14 protein-coding genes are annotated in these 16,840 nt (G+C 61.6%); 7 read left to right on the forward strand and 7 right to left on the reverse strand.

The window, feature by feature from the left end; all coding sequences use genetic code 11:
• Positions 1 to 18: 18 nt before the first annotated feature.
• On the reverse strand, positions 19 to 1,425 hold the full coding sequence (gene lpdA / locus ACP151_RS14015; RefSeq protein WP_424979524.1) for a dihydrolipoyl dehydrogenase: 1,407 nt from the start codon (positions 1,423 to 1,425) through the stop codon (positions 19 to 21).
• Between the two features lie 194 nt (positions 1,426 to 1,619).
• Between lpdA and ACP151_RS14020 the strand changes: the two genes are divergently transcribed.
• Positions 1,620 to 2,039: a hypothetical protein gene (locus tag ACP151_RS14020; protein ID WP_424979525.1), complete on the forward strand. Its 420-nt coding sequence runs from the start codon at positions 1,620 to 1,622 to the stop codon at positions 2,037 to 2,039.
• A 93-nt stretch (positions 2,040 to 2,132) separates the two neighbouring features.
• Here the strand turns inward: ACP151_RS14020 and ACP151_RS14025 are convergent, their stop codons facing one another.
• The 4 genes from ACP151_RS14025 to ACP151_RS14040 all read right to left on the reverse strand — a co-directional run bounded on the left by ACP151_RS14025 (position 2,133) and on the right by ACP151_RS14040 (position 8,905).
• Complete coding sequence (locus ACP151_RS14025; protein WP_424979526.1) at positions 2,133 to 2,711, reverse strand: DUF924 family protein; 579 nt, start codon at positions 2,709 to 2,711, stop codon at positions 2,133 to 2,135.
• A gap of 139 nt (positions 2,712 to 2,850) precedes the next feature.
• The gene (locus ACP151_RS14030; RefSeq protein ID WP_424979577.1) at positions 2,851 to 4,125 is read right to left on the reverse strand and encodes an MFS transporter; all 1,275 of its coding nucleotides are present in this window, start codon (positions 4,123 to 4,125) and stop codon (positions 2,851 to 2,853) included.
• 171 nt (positions 4,126 to 4,296) lie between these two features.
• Complete coding sequence (gene queA / locus ACP151_RS14035; protein WP_424979527.1) at positions 4,297 to 5,379, reverse strand: tRNA preQ1(34) S-adenosylmethionine ribosyltransferase-isomerase QueA; 1,083 nt, start codon at positions 5,377 to 5,379, stop codon at positions 4,297 to 4,299.
• A gap of 61 nt (positions 5,380 to 5,440) precedes the next feature.
• Positions 5,441 to 8,905, reverse strand: coding sequence for a DUF3971 domain-containing protein (locus ACP151_RS14040; RefSeq protein ID WP_424979528.1), 3,465 nt, complete (start codon positions 8,903 to 8,905; stop codon positions 5,441 to 5,443).
• A 50-nt stretch (positions 8,906 to 8,955) separates the two neighbouring features.
• Between ACP151_RS14040 and ACP151_RS14045 the strand changes: the two genes are divergently transcribed.
• The 5 genes from ACP151_RS14045 (at position 8,956) to ACP151_RS14065 (ending at position 14,328) form a co-directional block, all read left to right on the forward strand.
• The gene (locus ACP151_RS14045; protein WP_424979529.1) at positions 8,956 to 9,417 is read left to right on the forward strand and encodes a peroxiredoxin; all 462 of its coding nucleotides are present in this window, start codon (positions 8,956 to 8,958) and stop codon (positions 9,415 to 9,417) included.
• A 263-nt stretch (positions 9,418 to 9,680) separates the two neighbouring features.
• Entirely contained in the window at positions 9,681 to 10,523 is an 843-nt protein-coding gene (locus tag ACP151_RS14050; protein WP_424979530.1) for a ferritin-like domain-containing protein, read from the forward strand.
• Between the two features lie 468 nt (positions 10,524 to 10,991).
• Entirely contained in the window at positions 10,992 to 12,323 is a 1,332-nt protein-coding gene (locus ACP151_RS14055; protein WP_424979531.1) for a DUF5930 domain-containing protein, read from the forward strand.
• The gene (locus tag ACP151_RS14060; protein WP_424979532.1) at positions 12,313 to 12,870 is read left to right on the forward strand and encodes a bactofilin family protein; all 558 of its coding nucleotides are present in this window, start codon (positions 12,313 to 12,315) and stop codon (positions 12,868 to 12,870) included. The genes ACP151_RS14055 and ACP151_RS14060 overlap by 11 nt, the downstream gene beginning before the upstream one ends.
• A 225-nt stretch (positions 12,871 to 13,095) precedes the next feature.
• On the forward strand, positions 13,096 to 14,328 hold the full coding sequence (locus ACP151_RS14065) for a calcium-binding protein (protein ID WP_424979533.1): 1,233 nt from the start codon (positions 13,096 to 13,098) through the stop codon (positions 14,326 to 14,328).
• A 124-nt stretch (positions 14,329 to 14,452) separates the two neighbouring features.
• On the opposite strand, the gene ACP151_RS14070 is transcribed toward ACP151_RS14065, so the two are convergent.
• A complete protein-coding gene (locus tag ACP151_RS14070; protein WP_424979534.1) occupies positions 14,453 to 15,001 on the reverse strand; it encodes a peptidylprolyl isomerase in 549 nt (182 codons plus the stop codon).
• On the reverse strand, positions 14,994 to 15,500 hold the full coding sequence (locus ACP151_RS14075; protein WP_424979535.1) for a peptidylprolyl isomerase: 507 nt from the start codon (positions 15,498 to 15,500) through the stop codon (positions 14,994 to 14,996). Before ACP151_RS14075 ends, ACP151_RS14070 begins: the two co-directional genes overlap by 8 nt.
• A 139-nt stretch (positions 15,501 to 15,639) precedes the next feature.
• Between ACP151_RS14075 and ACP151_RS14080 the strand changes: the two genes are divergently transcribed.
• The gene (locus tag ACP151_RS14080) at positions 15,640 to 16,830 is read left to right on the forward strand and encodes a phosphoglycerate kinase (protein ID WP_424979536.1); all 1,191 of its coding nucleotides are present in this window, start codon (positions 15,640 to 15,642) and stop codon (positions 16,828 to 16,830) included.
• Positions 16,831 to 16,840: the final 10 nt, after the last annotated feature.

The following is a 16,840-nucleotide window of genomic DNA, read 5'->3' on the forward strand; positions in this document are numbered from 1 at the left end:
TGCTCTGCAGGCAACTGCTTACATGTGGATCACACGCCCATAGGCATCCAGCACGCTTTCGTGCATCATCTCGCTCAGCGTCGGGTGCGGGAAGACAGTGTTCATCAGGTCTTCCTCGGTGGTTTCCAGCTGACGGCCCACCACATAGCCCTGAATCATCTCTGTCACCTCGGCACCAACCATATGGGCGCCCAGCAGCTCGCCGGTCTTGGCGTCAAAGATGGTCTTTACCATGCCCTCAGCCTCGCCCAGGGCAATTGCCTTGCCGTTGCCGATAAAGGGGAAGCGGCCGACCTTGATGTCATAGCCCAGCTCCTTGGCTTTGGCCTCGGTATAGCCAACACTGGCCACCTGCGGATGGCAGTAGGTACAGCCTGCAATGCTCTCGGGCTTTACGGCGTGGGCATGTTTGCCCGCGATCAGTTCGGCCACCATGACGCCTTCATGCGACGCCTTATGCGCCAGCCAGGGGGCGCCGGCGATATCGCCGATGGCATACAGCCCGTCGACGCCGGTGCGGCAATAGTCATCGGTCACAACATGGGTACGGTCGATCTTGACGCCAAGCGCCTCCAGCCCCAGCCCTTCGACATTGCCGACGATCCCCACAGCAGAGATCACGGTGTCGAACTCCTGTGTCTCAACCTTGCCGCCGACCTCGATATGGGCCGTTACCTTGCCCCCGGATTTCGAAGGCGCGCGGTCCAGCTGCTTGACCATGGCTTTCTCCATGATCTTCATGCCCTGCTTCACAAAGGCCTTCTTGGCAAAGGCCGAGATTTCCGCGTCTTCCACCGGCAGCACCCGGTCCATCACTTCGACAACAGTCGTGTCGGCGCCAAGCGTATTGTAGAAGCTGGCAAATTCGATGCCGATGGCGCCAGAGCCGATCACCAGAAGTTTCTTCGGCATCCGCACCGGATCCAGCGCGTGTTTGTAGGTCCAGACCAGATCGCCGTCCGCTTCCAGCCCCGGCAGCTCGCGGGCGCGGGCGCCGGTGGCCAGAACGATGTTCTTGGCGGTCAGCTCCTGGGTTCCCTTGTCCGTTTTGACCGAAACCTTGCCCTTGGCCGGAAGGGTGGCCGCCCCCATGACAACGTCGATCTTGTTCTTCTTCATCAGATGACCGATGCCGGAGGACAGCTGTTTTGCCACCCCGCGCGAGCGTTTCACCACCGCATCCAGATCATAGCCGATGTTGTCCGCCTTCAGACCAAAATCCTTGGCGCGTTCCATCAGATGAAACACTTCTGACGAGCGCAGCAGCGCTTTGGTCGGAATGCAGCCCCAGTTCAGACAGATGCCGCCCAGATGCTCACGCTCGACCACGCAGGTCTTCAGCCCCAGCTGAGCAGCACGGATGGCCGCCACATATCCCCCCGGCCCGGCGCCGATTACGATCACGTCATAAGATTGTGCGGCCATGGTGCTCCCTCGCCCTAGAACAGGTTCCATAAAACTAGTTTACCGTTAAACTAAATCATTCTGCACTGCAATCATCCTCTGCTGCGGCATAGCGGTCACGTATTTGCGGTATGTTTTCGCTTGGCAGCGCGCGCAGCTCCGGGCCAGCATAGGCCGGATTATTACGTCAATCCACCAACCAGGATAGAGCCCTAATGACAAAAACTGTTATTGATCTTGTCCGGGCGGTTTTGAATGCCACCCTGATCCTTCTGGCGCTCTGTCTGTTCCTGGCGTGGAAGCTGATAGCCACGGCCGACGCGGTCACAGCCAGGGCCTCTCAGATTGCAGGAGCCGTGGCACCGCTGACGACAGTTGTAACAGAGTTGCATCAGGAGATGGCCGAAGTTCGAGAGGCAGTGCAGGCCACACCCGAGACAGGAACAGCCCATCGCCTCTCCCGGATAGAGGCGCGGCTGGAGAATATTCAAACCCATCTGAATGCACTGCGGACCCTGCCGCAGGAAGCGGCGGCACAGGCGGCACAGGCTGGGGCTGCGGACCTGGCCGGTCGGTTGATCAGCACCGCCGCATGGATTCGCCAGGATGGCAGCTGCGCTGCGACCAGAAACTGAAGCCGGCAACTGAGGCCCGCAACCGTCGGACCCAATGAAAAAGCCGCGCCTCTCCTCAGGGCGCGGCTAATAAATGTCTCACACGCAGCGCTGTCAGCCGACTGCCTGGATCTGCCGCATGGTTTCGCCGTAGCCGCCTGCCATGACATAATCCCGCTCCGGGGTCGTGCTGGCGCGGCGCAGGGCCTCGTTGCGGTAGGGGAAGCGGCCGAACTGGCGGATCACTTCGCGATGCGCGCGGGCATGCAGCAAATTGCTGGCGCCGGTCTTCGGCATCCGTTCCATCATCAGACGGATGCAGCGTTCCTGATCGCACAGGTTTTCAGAATGCATCAGCGGAAGGTAGAAGAACTGGCGGGCCGGTTCATCAATCTTCATGTCCCACCGCTTGTTGACCGCAACCTTCGCCGACGACAGCGCGGCGCGGTCCGTTGCAAACGCCCGGGCTTCGCCGCGGAACATGTTGCGCGGGAACTGGTCCATCAGGATGATATAGGCCAGGGTTCCGCTCGGGTAAGTGAGCCAGAAGGAAAACGTGCCTTCGCAGGCTGCCTCCCAGGTTTTTTGAAACTTCTCGCGGATCTGTTGATCCAGCGCGTCATCCTGCAGATACCATCCCTTCTCTCCGACTTCGTCGAGCCAGAATGCAAGTATCTCTTCGGGACCAGCCATCGGTCGTAACTCCAAGTGTTTTCCTGACCCTATCTTCAGGCCATTTTACAGTAGCTTTACAAGTAAGCTTGGGTCACAAATTGCAACAGGCAAGGGGGCTGTGTGAAATAATCCTCACAATTTCGGATGGTTAGCGCAATCAGCTCTCTTCATTGGCAGTTTCCTGCTCCTCCAGCTCAGTCTCGATGGCGTATTCCTGGGCAAATTCCACCGCAACTGGCGTTGCTGTCGGCGACATCACGGTAAAGCTGCCTGTTTCTTCAACCGGGATTGCTGCACGCTGAGTCGCCCTGTAGGCGGCATAGGCAGCCATCACGAACATCAGGGCCGCGATAAAGGCAAAGAACCCCGCCGGGCCGAAGACTGAATCCGCCATCAGCCAGCCGGTGATCATCGGACCGGCAATGGCGCCAAGCCCGTTGATGAACACCAGACCGCCCGAAGCCGCAGCCATGTCGTCGTGATCCAGATAATCGTTGGTATAGGCGATCAGCAGGGAATACAGTGGATTGGACAGCCCGCCGATAAAGAAGGCTGCAACCAGCAGCATCTTGAAGTCACCCCCCAAGAAGAAGCCCGCCACAGCGCCGAAACCGCCGACCAGCGCGACAACGAAAATCAGGATACGGCGGTCCATACGGTCCGAAATCCAGCCCAGCGGATACTGCAGGATGGTTGCGCCGATATAGAAGGTGGCGATGAAGATCGACAGCTCCATCAGGGTCAGCCCGGCGGCGGCTCCGTAAACCGCACTCATACCGAACTGGGCCGAGAACACGCCGCCCAGCAGGAACATGCCGACACAGCCCAGCGGCGAGATCTTCATCAGCTCCTTCAAGGTCATCGGCTTGGTGGTGTCAAAAGCCGGGGTCGGCGAGATCGACAGCAGAATCGGCCCAAAGGAAATCGAAACCAGGATCGAAGCGATGACAAAGGCTTCATAGCCGCCGGGATCCCCGATCTGGATCAGGCCCTGCGCGGTAATAATGCCGATCATCTGCACGATCATGTACAGCGACAGCGCCTTGCCCCGGTTGGAGTTGTCGGCAGCGTTGTTCAGCCAGCTTTCAGCTGTCACATACACGCCCGAGAAACAGAAGCCGATGATCACCCGGCCCAGCCCCCATGCGACAGTGTTGGGCAGAACCGGATACAGGATCATCACGGCAGAGATAAAGGACGCCAGCGCCGCAAACACCCGGACATGGCCAACCCGGCGGATCATCTCCGGCGCCAGCCGCGACCCACCCAGAAAGCCCGCGAAATACGCAGCCATCACAATCGACATCTCGAAGGTGGCAAAGCCCTCGATCTCGCCGCGCACACCCAGCATGGTGCCTTGCAGGCCGTTGCCGACCATCAGCAGCATCATTCCAAGCAGCAGCGCCCATGCGCTCGACAGCACCTGCAGCATTTCCATGCCTCCTTCGAAAGAAAAGCAGCCCTCCGCAAGGGAACAGGCTGCCATCACAATGGATAGTTCGCTCCGGGCGGTTTGACCCGCAGGACCGGCATCTCAGATTTTGGTTTCAGTATTATGAACCCTCTATGCGCCATAAAGGATCATCATTGCTGCGCTTGTCTACTATTCCGCGCCGCATTTCTGAGGCGTATTCGCCTTCGCCGGGATCAAAAGCGACGCATCCCCATAGGAGAAGAACCGGTACCGGTTGTCTACGGCATGGGAATAAATGCGCCGTATGCCGTCCTGCCCCATCAGGGCAGAAACCAGCATCAAGAGCGTCGATTTTGGCAGGTGGAAATTTGTCATCAGCGCATCAGCGGCCTGAAACGCAAAGCCAGGGTAGATAAAGATATCTGTATCCCCTTCCCACGGTTTGATTTTCCCGCCAATGGCCGCGCTTTCAATCAGCCGCAGCGCCGTGGTCCCGACCGGTATCACCCGCCCGCCCGCCGCCTTGGTGGCGGCGATTTCCTGCGCGGCCTGCGGGCTCACCCTGCCCCATTCCGCATGCATCCTGTGGGTGGTCACATCCTCGACCTTAACCGGCAGAAAAGTCCCCGCCCCCACATGCAGGGTGACATAGGAAAATTCGACCCCGCGCTCTATCAGCGCGGCCAGCAGCGGCGCATCGAAATGCAGCGAGGCCGTGGGCGCCGCCACCGCGCCGGTGTTTTTTGCCCAGACCGTCTGGTAATCGGTCTTGTCCTGTTCATCTGCGGCGCGTTTGGCGGCGATATAGGGCGGCAGCGGCATCGCGCCGGCCGCGGCCAGGGCGCTGTCAAAATCCGTGCCGCTCAGATTGAACCGCAAATGCCCCTGGCCGTCTTCGATGGCCTCCAGGGTTGCACTCAGATCCGCGGAGAAGATTATTTCCTCACCTGTGCGGATTTTCTTCAGCGGTTTCAGCAGCGCTGCCCAGCTGCCGTCGGCGCGCGGCTCAAGCAGGGTCGCTTCGATCTTGGCGGCCACAGGCCCCTGTGCGCTGTCGCGGTGGCGCAGCCCGCTCAGGCGGGCCGGAATGACCTTGGTGTCATTCAGCACCAGCCGGTCGCCCGGACGCAGCCAGCGGATCAGGTCGGTCACCTGCCCGTCATGCAGGTCACTGCCGTCTGCGACCAGCAGCCGGGCAGAGCTGCGCGGGTTTGCAGGCCGGGTGGCAATCAGGTCGTCAGGCAGGTCGAAGTCGAAGTCACTGAGTTTCATGGCGCGCGCTATAAGATGTGCAGCGGGGAAAATCCATGCCGTTCTTTGTCGGCAGCCGGGATCACTTGTTGCCCCCCGGCGGCGTGCGGACCAGCTCTTCGCCGTCTTCCAGCTCTTTTCCGTCCGCAGAAAAGGCCCGGCTGTCGCCCGGCACCTTCGGCGCAGGCCCGCGGAACACCTCCCGCAGAAAGCCCGGCGCAAGCCCAGCCAGCGGGTTGACCGAAACAGACGGATCATTCGCCGTGCCGCGCAGGGTGAAGGTGAAACCGAACAGCCCCTCGCCATCGCGTGGCGACAGCACCCGCCCGATCGCATTCAGCAAATAGACCGGCGAAATCACCCCGCGCATGTTCAGCCGGCTGCTGTTCAGATCGTAATTGCCGTCCAAAGACAGACCCATCGACGGGCCAACTGCGCTGCTCTGATGCAGGATCAGATGCGAATCCCCCAGCCGGAACCGTCCTGCCATGCTGGTGAACAGAATGCCCTGGCCGGTCATCTCATCCAACAGCCCCACCAGGCTGATTGCATTGAGAATCGCCGCCATGGACGGGGCATTCTTCACCCGGATGTTTTTCACATTGACCCTGCCGTCATATTCGCCCGCCTTGCCGACCGGAACCAGCGTCATGTCAAAACTGCCGCCCCGGCCATGCTCAAACATCCCGGCAGAACGGAACACCCCGCCTGCGTCATTGGACCGGATGCGCGAGGCTGTGCCGCCGTTCTGTGGCACCAAGGTCCCGGCCACCGGCGTCCCGCCGTTGAGCCGGGCGGTGAATTCCCCGTTCATGCCGCCGTGCGTGGAGAAGCGGCCCTGAAAATTTTGCAGCCCGATGCTTTCCGTCACCTGCAGATTTTGCAGCCGAAGCGTGACCGGAACCGCGCTGGTACTGCCGCTGCTGCCGCCTCCGCCGCTGGTGCTATCGGAAAACGGGGATTTGTTCAGATCCAGCTGGCCGCTGGTCACTTCAATCGCCGGCGCTGCTGCGCCGCGCCCGTGAAAGGTCACCGCCCCCCGGAACCAGTCACCGGCACGCGCCGAGGTGAAAACAGCCTGGTTTAGCCCGCCGGTGGTGTGCGTGGTCACCCGGCCTGCGGCTGACAGCCCCGGTGCCTGCAACTCCAGCCGGTCCACCGTCGCGGTTCCCCCCAAAGTGGCCGTCATCGACAGCTTGCCAGCCGCCGTTTCCTGCTTGCGCCAGCTGATTTCCGGAATGCGCAGGCCTGCCCCCACCAAATCCGACTCCAGCGACAGCCGCGGCGGCACACCGGGCTTCAGATCCACCGCATAGCGGCCCTGGGCCTTGCCGGAAACCGCACCCGGCGGCAGCCCGATACGAAAGGCCTCAACCGCAGCAGCCGACAGTTCGATCTGCCCCTCCACGCGGCTGTCCGGTGCTGCATCCTTGCCGATCTCCTGCTGCCAGCCGGCACTCAGAGGGATGCCCGACAGGCTGCCAGTACCGCTGATCCGCACCTGGCCCTGGTCACCCTCAACATGAAGCAGAGCGGCCTTCGCTGTATGCCCCGGAACCAGCGTGTCAGACAGCATCCCGCGCACGGTGCCGCGATAGTGATAAAGAATGTCCTCTACCGGAATGTCTTTTTGCAGGGGCAGCGACAGCGTGCCTTGGGCGTCCACCATTCCCTCTGCCAGATCCACCGGCAGGCCGGCTTTGTCCATCACCTGCAGCGGCTCCCGGTTCAGCAGCGACAGCGCGGCGGTGGCTGAGCCCTTCGCCTTGATACGGGCGATCCCCGGCGTGCCCTCTTTGGCTGACACATCCGGAATGATGAAGGAAGATCCGGCAACCTCGACATCGCCGCCCTGACCGGCTGTCACGGTGCCACCGGACGCGGTGACCACAAACCGCTCGCCGTACAGGCTCAGCTGTCCCGACCCACCCCGAACCGGCGGCATGAATTTCTGAAACACCACTTCGGTGTCCTCAAACGCCAGATCCAGACTAACAAACGGCTTGCCGCTGCTGCGCCCGCGCAAATGGAACCCGACATCGCGCAGCTGACCGGCATGCAGGTTCTCGCGCACCCACTCCCGCGGCTTGGGCGCCAGCACCGATGGCCACAGTTCCTTGATGCGCGCAACCTCTGCCCGGTCTACACTGCCGTTCAGATCATAGTCCCAGCCGCCGCTGCCGACCCCGACAGTGCCGTCAAAGTGGATCCGGCTGTCCCCGTCGCGCACCAGCATTTCCCCCAGACGCAGCTGAAACGGTTTGAGCCTGAGATCAAAATCCGCATCCACTGCCGGAAATTTCACCGGTGTTTCAAACAGGCGGCGCGGGTTCAGCTCCAGATTGGTAAAGCGCAGCTGCCCCACCAGCCCGGCCAGCTGTCCGTTTTCAATCCCGTCGAGGCTGGCCTGCCCCTGCATCACGCCCGATCCCCAGCCGCTTTGCACGGCAAGTTCGGAAAACGCCAGCTCCTGTCGGGCCGGATCATAGGTGAAATAGCTGCGCGCCCCGGTGATTGGCACCGGGCGGGTTTGTGCGGCGGGCTGGATCACCCCTTCGCCGATCCGCAGGCTGGCCTGCACCGGCAGCACCGCCCCGGCCTCATCGACGCCGCCGCGCAATGACCCGGAAATCGGCGCCCGCAGCACACCAAGCCAGCCAAGCGCCGGGCTTTGCACCGCGATGTCCTCGCTGGCGATATCCGACACCAGCACGCCGAACTCTGCCTCTGGACTGCCGATCTCAGAGGCATAGCTGGCCTCCACCGTGCCCACATCGCCGCGCCCGCTGAGCACCGAGAACACCGACGACAGCGACACTGAGCTGCCCTGCCGCTGCAACCCGATCAGACCGCCGTCCAGAGTCCAGCCACGGCCCAGCCGGTCGTCTGTGTAGGACAGCGTCAGCTCACTGGTTTCAACCTCTGTCAGCGCCGCCAGAACCGGCTTTTGCAGCTGACTGTCCCATTGCTCGATCAGCTCCACCAGGCTGGCGGCACGCCGCGACGGCACGGCGCCATCCGCAAAGCTCAGCGCGAAAGAGCCATCGCCATTGCGCCGCAGTGCCGCAAAAAGCCCGCTCAGCGCAATCCGCTTGGGCTGTATCTGCCCTCGCAGCAAAGGCCGCATGGCCAGGCTCGCCTCAGCATCTGCCAGCTGGGCAAAAACACTGCCGTCCGGATGCCGCAGCACCACGTCCTGCAGGCTCACCCGCGGCCGCCAGCCTTTGTTTACGACCATGTGAATGGCGCCAAACTCGATCTGCAGACCGTTCAGATGCTGTTCAATCCGCGTTTCCACCCGGCCGCGCAGCCAATCCGGTGCTTCCAGCCTGGTACCGATCCCGAAATAGATCGCACCCGCGCCGAGAAATGACACCAGCGCCAGCAGCCAGACCAGCCCCTGCAACAGGCTCCAGCGGCGGCGGTGCGGACCTGCCTGCGCAAGCTCCGCCCTGTCCTCTCCGGGGCCCGGCACAGGCACCGCCTCAGCGGCGGCGCGGTTATTCTCGCCGGCGGTATTGATCTCAGCTTTCCCTTTGCTGCTCATGGGCTATGGTCGCCGCGCAAAGATTTGCGCATAAGTCAGGAGACAGGCCAATGCTCGACATTTCAGATCCCGCCCCTTCCTTTACCCTGCCCCGCGGCGGCGGCGGAGAGGTCACATTATCCAGCCTCACAGGCGCGCCTGTGGTGCTGTTCTTCTATCCCCGCGACAATACGCCCGGCTGCACCAAAGAATCCATCGCCTTTTCAGAGACTTTGCAGGCATTCGCCGATGCAGGCGCTCACGTTTTCGGGATTTCCAAGGACAGTCTGAAGAAGCATGAGAATTTTACCGCCAAACACGGGCTGACCACGCCGCTGTTGTCGGATGCAGACAGCACCGTCTGCGAGGACTATGGCGTCTGGGCCGAAAAGAGCATGTACGGCAAGAAACACTGGGGCATCGAGCGCTCCACTTTCCTGATCGGCGCCGATGGTCGGATTGCCCGGGTCTGGCGCAAGGTAAAGGTCGACGGCCACGCAGCAGAGGTGCTGGAAGCGGTCCGCGCCCTCTGAAACCGGCACAGCAGGATTGGGGCGGAGCGCTCCCGCCAGTTCTGCCCCCGCCCTGACGGGCACGGCCCTCACTGTTGGGCCCGGCGCCGCCCTACCGGGCGGCGCGCAGCGCGCGGAACGCGCGCTGCCATGCCCAAGGCTGCCAGGGGGATCAGACTGCTGATCCCCCGCAGGCGCGGGAGCGCTGCCGTTCCGCTCTGGACTTTGCCGCCCAAATCAGGTGAACCCGCTGCAAAAGCCACCGTTCAGGACAGGAGCCCAGCATGACCGATCAGCCCCTTTCGCTTGCCGAACGCGCCGCAGAGGTGCTGACCACAGCTGACGGGCGCGCCAAGACCGCCCTGTCACGCCGCCATGCTGCGGAATGGGTGGCCAGCCGCACCGGCGCAGCACCGCAGATCCCGGTCGGCACCGCCCGTCCGCCGCTGCACCCAGCCCGCCCGGACCAACCCGAACTCCTGACCCCCCGCGATGTGCCCAAACGCAAGCCCGGCTCTGAAGCCGGCCGCATCGCATTGCTGCATGCGGTTGCTCATATCGAACTGAATGCCGTCGATCTGCACTGGGACATCATTGCCCGGTTTTCCCATGTGCCGATGCCGCTGGGATTCTTCGACGACTGGGTCAAGGCCGCGGATGAAGAATCAAAACATTTCAACCTGATGTGCGACTGCCTTGAGGCTCTGGGCAGCCACTACGGCGCCCTGCCCGCCCATGCCGGCATGTGGCGCGCCGCCGAAGACACGGTAGATGATCTGATGGGCCGTCTTGCGGTGGTGCCGATGGTGCTGGAGGCCCGTGGCCTCGATGTAACCCCCGGCATGATCGATATTTTCCGCAAGGCGCAGCTGCCGCAGGCTGTCGCGGCACTGGAGCTGATCTATGCCGAAGAAGTGGCCCATGTTGCCTATGGCTCCAAATGGTTCAATTTCCTGTGCGGCAGGGACAACCTGGACCCCAAAGAGACATTCCACTCCCTGGTGCGCACATATTTCCGCGGCGCGCTGAAGCCGCCTTTCAACGAAGAAAAGCGCGCCGATGCCGGCCTGCCACCGGATTTCTACTGGCCACTGGCAGATCAGGTAAAACCGCTGCCGGGCTGGTAAACGCGCGCAGACCCAGGAAGCCAGACAGGCTGGCTGGTCCAACAGTCTGTCTGGCTTGCTCAACAGGCGCAGTCCATTCTTGCAGCTTGGGCGTCTGCGCGCTGCGGGCGGTATTTTCTGGCCAACGTATTTTCGGACCCAAAACGGGGGCCCCTTTTCCGTCTCCGCAGCAAAAGACCCCGCCGCACCAAAGCCCCAGTCCCTGTTCCTCTTCCTGCTCTGGCCGCACACGCCCATCGTCCTTCAGCTGTCGCCCCGCCCTTGCTGACGGAAAACCGCAGGTGTCCCGCCCGGGCCACAGCACAGATCAACTCGGCAATTTTCCGCCTATCTTCCGCCGCCACCGGCGGCTGTCGCTGCAGAAGGGTCAACAGGCTTGCCCAATTGCGCCGCCCTGTCTAATTACTTCGGCCAAGGAGCCGGAGCAGCTTGCGCGGCCCGCCTTGAAGCTGGGACAGGACACAACAGTTGCGCACAAGGTTCGCGATCAGAATTCACAGTTTTCTCGAACGCCGTTTCCCGGAGCGGCGGGTGTTCCTGAAGTCCGACACTGACACACGTTTTATCCGGCTGCGTTCTGAAACCCAGCTGGTCGCCGTGGCCGGCGCCACCCTGTTTGTCGCCTGGTCAATTGTCGCCACAGCCATCGTCCTGATGGACAGCATCGGTTCCGGCAATTTCCGCGAACTGGCCAAACGCGACCAGCAGACCTATCGCACCCGTCTCAACGCCATTTCTGCCGAACGCGATTCCCGCGCCGAAGAAGCGCTGGCCGCGCAGGAGCGGTTCAATGCCGCGCTGGCGCAGATCTCGGTGATGCAGTCAGAGCTGCTGGCCTCCGAAACCCGCCGCCGCGAGCTGGAAACCGGTATCGAGGTGATCCAGACCACCCTGCGCGACACAATGACCCAGCGTGACGGCGCCCGCAAAGCCCTGGCGCAGCTGAAGGAACAGACCGAGGACGGCACCAGCCCGCATGCTGTCATGGCAAGCGCCGAAGCGCAGATGGATCTGCTGGCAGGTGCCTTGGCCGACACCGCGACCGAACGCGACCAGATTCTGGCTGATGCCCAGGGCGCTCTGGCACAGCGCGACGAACTGGAGCTGGAGATCCAGCTGATGAATGAGCGCAACAGCCAGATTTTCCGGCAGCTGGAAGAGGCTGTCACAGTGTCCGTCAGCCCGCTCGACAAGATGTTTCGCAATGCAGGCATGCCGCCAGAAAACATCCTTGAGCAGGTGCGGCGCGGCTACAACGGACAGGGCGGCCCGCTGGAGCCGCTGGCGATGTCCACCCGTGGCGAGGATCCGGCCCCTGACACGCTGCGCGCCAATGCAATTCTGGCCAAACTCGACCAGCTGAACCTGTACCGGCTGGCTGCGCAGCAGGCGCCGTTTGCAACGCCGGTGAACCTTGGCCTTGTGCGGCAGACCTCTGGCTTCGGCTACCGTCGCGATCCGAAAACTGGCGGCCGCCGCCTGCACAAAGGCTCTGACTTTGCCGGCAGCACCGGCACCGATATCTTTGCCACAGCCGACGGTGTTGTCACCCACTCAGGCTGGCAGTCCGGCTACGGCAGGCTGGTCACCATCCGCCATGCTTTCGGCATCGAAACAAGATACGCCCATAACTCGAAACTCCGCGTGACTAAGGGCCAAAGGGTCTCGCGCGGGGATCACATTGCTGATATGGGTAACTCCGGACGATCCACCGGGACCCACCTCCACTATGAGGTGCGGGTCAACGGGCAACCCGTAAACCCCATGATCTACATCAAGGCTGCAAGAAATGTTTTCTAAATCCAAGATCAATGAGCCTGGTCCGAAGCAGGCCGAAGCAACCCCGGCACCCGCCGCAGCACCGGCAGCGGCGCCAGCTCCCAGTGATTATACTTCCAGCATGCCCAAGGCCAAGCCCGCCGCATCGCTGCTCAGCTCGGACCTGCACATCACCGGCAACGTCAAGACCACCGGCGACATCCAGGTCGAAGGCACCGTCGAAGGCGACATCCGCGCGCATCTGCTGACCGTTGGCGAAACCGCCACCATCAAGGGTGAAATCACCGCTGATGACGTGGTGATCAACGGCCGCATCGTCGGCCGTGTGCGCGGCCTGAAGGTCCGCCTGACCTCCACTGCGCGGGTCGAAGGCGACATTATTCACAAGACCATTGCCATCGAAAGCGGCGCCCATTTTGAAGGCTCCGTGCAGCGCCAGGACGATCCGTTGAACCCGGGCGGCCGCAAATCCGCACCGGCTGCCGCACCGGCGCCCGCCGCCGCAGCAGCACCGACGCCCTCGGCAGCTGTTCAGGCCGCAACCAAGGCACATAAAGCCGAAAGCTGAACCGTAACAGGCCTGGCCGGACAAGGCCGGGTTTGACAGAGACCACCAGAACGCCGCGGGGCTGCCCCCGCGGCGTTTTTTGTTGCGCGTTTCCCCCAATGTCTTCCAAGTGCTGTCAGATGTTCAGGAATTCCTGTCCTTGCCCTTCCAGGTTGCTACCGTTAAGGGAATGTTAACTTCTCATAATTCTCGCAAGAAAATAGCTACAACGGGATTTTTCAGCCAATGACGAAAATTACGATCAATGATCCATCCGGCATTTGGAGCCTGGATTTTCTGACATCCGGATATTTTGACAATCCGACTTTGGCTTCCCACACCAGTACGCACATCGTAATCAACGGCAGCAGCGGCGCAACTTTGACAATGACTGGAAGCTTTTCCAGCTCATCCTTATACAACTGGACCATCAATTCGATGTCGATCAGCCAGTATGGCACGATCCGGCTCTCCGTTTCCGAATTTGAGTATGCTTACTACGAGCTGGATTATATCAGCGACTCGTCACTGCTGAGCCAAAGCGACAATATCGACGTCAATATTGCCATTGGGCAAAACTTCAATTCCTACGGCGGTAATGACACGATCCGCATGGGTACCGGCAACGACACAATCTACGGCGGCAGCGGCACTGACAAGCTGATCATCAGCGACAAGTTCGGCGATGCAACTGCAACCTCAAGCTACGGCACTCTGCTGCTCAACAGCGCCGACGGCCTCGATCGCCTAAATAGTATCGAAATCATACAATTTGCAAATCGCTCACTGGCTCTAACCGTGGGCAGTTCGAGCAGCAACAATCTGAACGGCAACTCAGTCTCTGGCCTGGCGCACGATTTGATCCTTGGTGGCAATGGAAACGACACGATCCGCGGCCTGTCAGGCAATGATGTTTTGAACGGGGAAGCCGGAAACGACCGCCTGATAGGCGGCTACGGCCTGGACCAGCTGACCGGCGGAAGCGGCGATGACACTCTACTTGGCGGTGACGCTGGCGATTGGTTGAACGGCGGAAACGGAAACGATCTCCTCGAAGGCAACAACGGAGGCGACAAGCTGAAAGGCGGAAGTGGTCGCGACGAGCTGCATGGCGGAAACGGCAAAGACCGCTTGGCGGGCGGCGGAGGCAATGACACCCTCACTGGCGGCTCCGGCAATGACACGCTGAACGGCGGTAGTGGCCGTGACGTACTGCAGGGCAATCAGGGCAATGACCTTCTGACAGGCGGCGGCCATGCCGATGTTTTTGTTTTCCGCAAGGGCCATGGCAACGACACCATCACCGATTTCTCCATCGGCCAGGACCACATTGAAATCGGCCGTGGCGCCGCCCGACTTGATCAGTTGGATTTCGACCAGCAGGGCGACGATGTGCTGGTGTCCTTTGCCGATGTTACCATCCGGATCGAAAATACCAGTGTCTCTGACCTGCAGGATGCAGACAACTTCCTGTTCTGACTCTGCAGAACAGGCTGAAAAAGAAAAGGCGCCACCTGCCCGGTGCACCTTTTTTCAGCAGTGGTTCAAGAACCCGCGCCAGAGCTGTCCGGCGCGGGCCTTGTTTTGCAGCGAAACCTATCCTCTACTCGGTCACGGTCACCTTGGTCATCGCATCCGGCTGTCCGACCACAGAACCGTTGTTGCCGGCGCCGCGCTTGATGGCGTCGACCACATCCATGCCTTCGGTTACCTTGCCGACAACCGTGTACTGGCCGTTCAGGAAATGGCCCGCATCGAACATGATGAAGAACTGCGAATTGGCACTGTTCGGGCTTTGCGAGCGCGCCATGCCGACCACACCGCGGTCAAACGGCAGATCCGAGAATTCCGCAGGCAGATCCGGACGGCTGGAACCGCCGCGCCCGGCATAGCTCATGTCGCCGCCGATCCGGCCGAACTCGACATCGCCGGTCTGCGCCATGAAGCCGTCGATCACCCGGTGGAACACCACGCCATCATATTGGCCTTCTGCCGCCAGCGCGGTGATCTGCTCCACATGTTTGGGCGCCACATCCTCAAAGAGGTCGATCTTGATGGTGCCATTGGCTTCGCCTTCAACCTGGACCTCCAGGCCGGCAGCAAAGGCAGGCCCTGCTGCCAGCAGCGCCACCAGAGACAGGCGCTTAAGCATCCGCAGCAACCTTGACCGAGATCATCCGGTCCGGGTTCGCAGGCGGCTCGCCTTTGGTGATTGCATCCACATGCTCCATGCCTTCGATGACACGGCCGTAAACGGTGTACTGGCCGTTCAGGAAGTGGTTGTCCTTGAAATTGATGAAGAACTGCGAATTGGCGCTGTCCGGGTTGGCAGAGCGCGCAGCCCCTAGGGTCCCCCGGTCATGCGGCAGCTTGGAGAATTCAGCCGGCAGGTTCGGCAGATCAGAGCCGCCAGTGCCCGCCATACGGATGTTGAACCCGTCTTCCATGTCGCCATTGGCCACATCGCCGGTCTGCGCCATGAAGCCGTCGATCACCCGATGGAAACAGACATTGTCATATTCGCCGGCGCGGGCCAGTTCCTTCATGCGTTCGGAATGCTTGGGCGCCACATCGGGCAGCAGTTCGATAACAACATTGCCGTCTTTCAGCTCAATGATGACGGTGTTTTCGGGATCTTTAATGTCGGCCATCTGGCCCTCCTGTCGTCGAAATTTGCACAGATAAGTAAGGGCAGCGCCGCCAAATGCCAAGGGAGCATTGACTGATGCGTAAAAACCCCCGAAACAACGCGCGGATTTACCTGCACTTTCATCATAGGGGACGCTCACGATGGGCTGGAAAACACTCGACGACATGGACCTGAACGGCAAGCGCGTACTGGTGCGTGTGGATATCAACGTGCCGATCGTCGACGGCGTGGTGACCGACTCCACCCGCATCCGCCGCATCGCTCCCACTGTGGCCGACATTCTGGCCGCCGGCGGCAAGCCGATCCTGCTGGCCCACTTTGGCCGTCCCGGCGGCGAACGCCGCGAGAATCTGTCGCTGAACCAGCTGGTGCCGACGCTGGAACGGGCCTTTGAAACCAAGGTGCTGTTTGCCGCCGACTGCATCGGTGCCGGCGCCGAAGCTGCCGCAGATGCCCTGCAGCCGGGCGAGGTGCTGCTGCTGGAAAACACCCGCTTTCACGCGGCTGAGACCAAGAACGACCCCGAACTGGCGGCCGGCATGGCGCGCCTGGGCGAGGTCTACTGCAACGACGCCTTCTCCGCCGCCCATCGCGCGCATTCCTCGACTGAGGCCATCGCCCGCCTGCTGCCCGCCTGCGCCGGCCGTCTGATGCAGGCCGAACTGGAAGCCCTGGAAAGCGCCCTGGGCCAGCCCCAGCGCCCGGTGACTGCCGTTGTCGGCGGTGCCAAAGTCTCCACCAAGCTGGAGCTCTTGGGCAACCTGATCGAGAAGGTCGACCACCTGGTGATCGGCGGCGGCATGGCCAACACTTTCCTGGTCGCCAAGGGCCTGCCGGTCGGCATCTCGCTGGCCGAGCGCATCATGAAAGACACCGCCGCCGAAATCCTCGCCAAGGCTGAGGCCGCAGGCTGCGAGATCATCCTGCCCTCCGACATCGTCGTGGCAAAGAAATTTGAAGCCCACGCTGAACATGAGATCCTGCCAGCCGACCAATGCCCCGAGGATGGTATGATCCTGGACGCAGGCCCCGACAGCCTGGCCCGCATCAACCAGGTGTTCGAAAACAGCAAAACCCTGATCTGGAACGGCCCGCTGGGCGCGTTTGAACTGGAACCCTTCGACGCCGCCACCAACGCCGCAGCGCTCAAGGCGGCGGCGATGACCCGCTCCGGTCAGCTGATCTCGGTTGCCGGCGGCGGCGATACCGTGGCGGCCCTCAATGCCTCCGGTGCGGCGGGCGACTTTACCTATATTTCCACGGCAGGCGGCGCCTTTCTGGAATGGATGGAAGGCAAGGAGCTCCCCGGCGTCGCGGCGCTGGACCAGTAAACCGCAGGCC

It is taken from the genome of Leisingera sp. S232, from assembly GCF_049800895.1.
Taxonomy (GTDB): domain Bacteria; phylum Pseudomonadota; class Alphaproteobacteria; order Rhodobacterales; family Rhodobacteraceae; genus Leisingera.

What these genes read in the sequence shown, in the direction of transcription:
- lpdA (WP_424979524.1), bottom strand. Translation starts at nt 1,425, where the DNA reads ATGGCCGCACAATCTTATGACGTGATCGTAATCGGCGCCGGGCCGGGG.
- ACP151_RS14020 (WP_424979525.1), top strand. Translation starts at nt 1,620, where the DNA reads ATGACAAAAACTGTTATTGATCTTGTCCGGGCGGTTTTGAATGCCACC.
- ACP151_RS14025 (WP_424979526.1), bottom strand. Translation starts at nt 2,711, where the DNA reads ATGGCTGGTCCCGAAGAGATACTTGCATTCTGGCTCGACGAAGTCGGA.
- ACP151_RS14030 (WP_424979577.1), bottom strand. Translation starts at nt 4,125, where the DNA reads ATGCTGCAGGTGCTGTCGAGCGCATGGGCGCTGCTGCTTGGAATGATG.
- queA (WP_424979527.1), bottom strand. Translation starts at nt 5,379, where the DNA reads ATGAAACTCAGTGACTTCGACTTCGACCTGCCTGACGACCTGATTGCC.
- ACP151_RS14040 (WP_424979528.1), bottom strand. Translation starts at nt 8,905, where the DNA reads ATGAGCAGCAAAGGGAAAGCTGAGATCAATACCGCCGGCGAGAATAAC.
- ACP151_RS14045 (WP_424979529.1), top strand. Translation starts at nt 8,956, where the DNA reads ATGCTCGACATTTCAGATCCCGCCCCTTCCTTTACCCTGCCCCGCGGC.
- ACP151_RS14050 (WP_424979530.1), top strand. Translation starts at nt 9,681, where the DNA reads ATGACCGATCAGCCCCTTTCGCTTGCCGAACGCGCCGCAGAGGTGCTG.
- ACP151_RS14060 (WP_424979532.1), top strand. Translation starts at nt 12,313, where the DNA reads ATGTTTTCTAAATCCAAGATCAATGAGCCTGGTCCGAAGCAGGCCGAA.
- ACP151_RS14065 (WP_424979533.1), top strand. Translation starts at nt 13,096, where the DNA reads ATGACGAAAATTACGATCAATGATCCATCCGGCATTTGGAGCCTGGAT.
- ACP151_RS14070 (WP_424979534.1), bottom strand. Translation starts at nt 15,001, where the DNA reads ATGCTTAAGCGCCTGTCTCTGGTGGCGCTGCTGGCAGCAGGGCCTGCC.
- ACP151_RS14075 (WP_424979535.1), bottom strand. Translation starts at nt 15,500, where the DNA reads ATGGCCGACATTAAAGATCCCGAAAACACCGTCATCATTGAGCTGAAA.
- ACP151_RS14080 (WP_424979536.1), top strand. Translation starts at nt 15,640, where the DNA reads ATGGGCTGGAAAACACTCGACGACATGGACCTGAACGGCAAGCGCGTA.